General features: G+C 59.0%; 1 protein-coding gene. It reads right to left on the bottom strand.

Annotated features, from left to right (window positions below):
* Positions 1-251 (bottom strand): DUF4113 domain-containing protein (locus AAEZ08_RS23260; protein ID WP_500125226.1); only part of this gene is annotated, 251 nt, incomplete at both ends.

Below are 251 nucleotides of genomic sequence, written 5' to 3'. Positions count from 1 at the left end.
CCCGTAGCGTGCCCCTGCCCCAGCGCGCGTTAATTTGATCCAGAACGGCCATCACCCTGGTCGCCTCTGCGAGCTGATTAACCGCAAACAGATCATCCGAGAACTCGCCCGGTTGCCGTAGATCCATGAGCAACACCTCAGCCTTGCTGTATTTGAACCCGGGCTGAAAAACATGGGTGAGCGCTTCGACCGCCGCCTTGGTCAACAAGCGCACATCATCGGTCGGGTATGGCAGCGTCACAATCACGCCC

This window comes from Pseudomonas sp. E45-MNA-CIBAN-0222 (assembly GCF_040310405.1).
In the GTDB taxonomy this organism is placed as follows: domain Bacteria; phylum Pseudomonadota; class Gammaproteobacteria; order Pseudomonadales; family Pseudomonadaceae; genus Stutzerimonas; species Stutzerimonas stutzeri_AC.
Note: the sequence above shows the minus strand (reverse complement) of the source record. Positions and strands in the feature narration are given on the sequence as shown.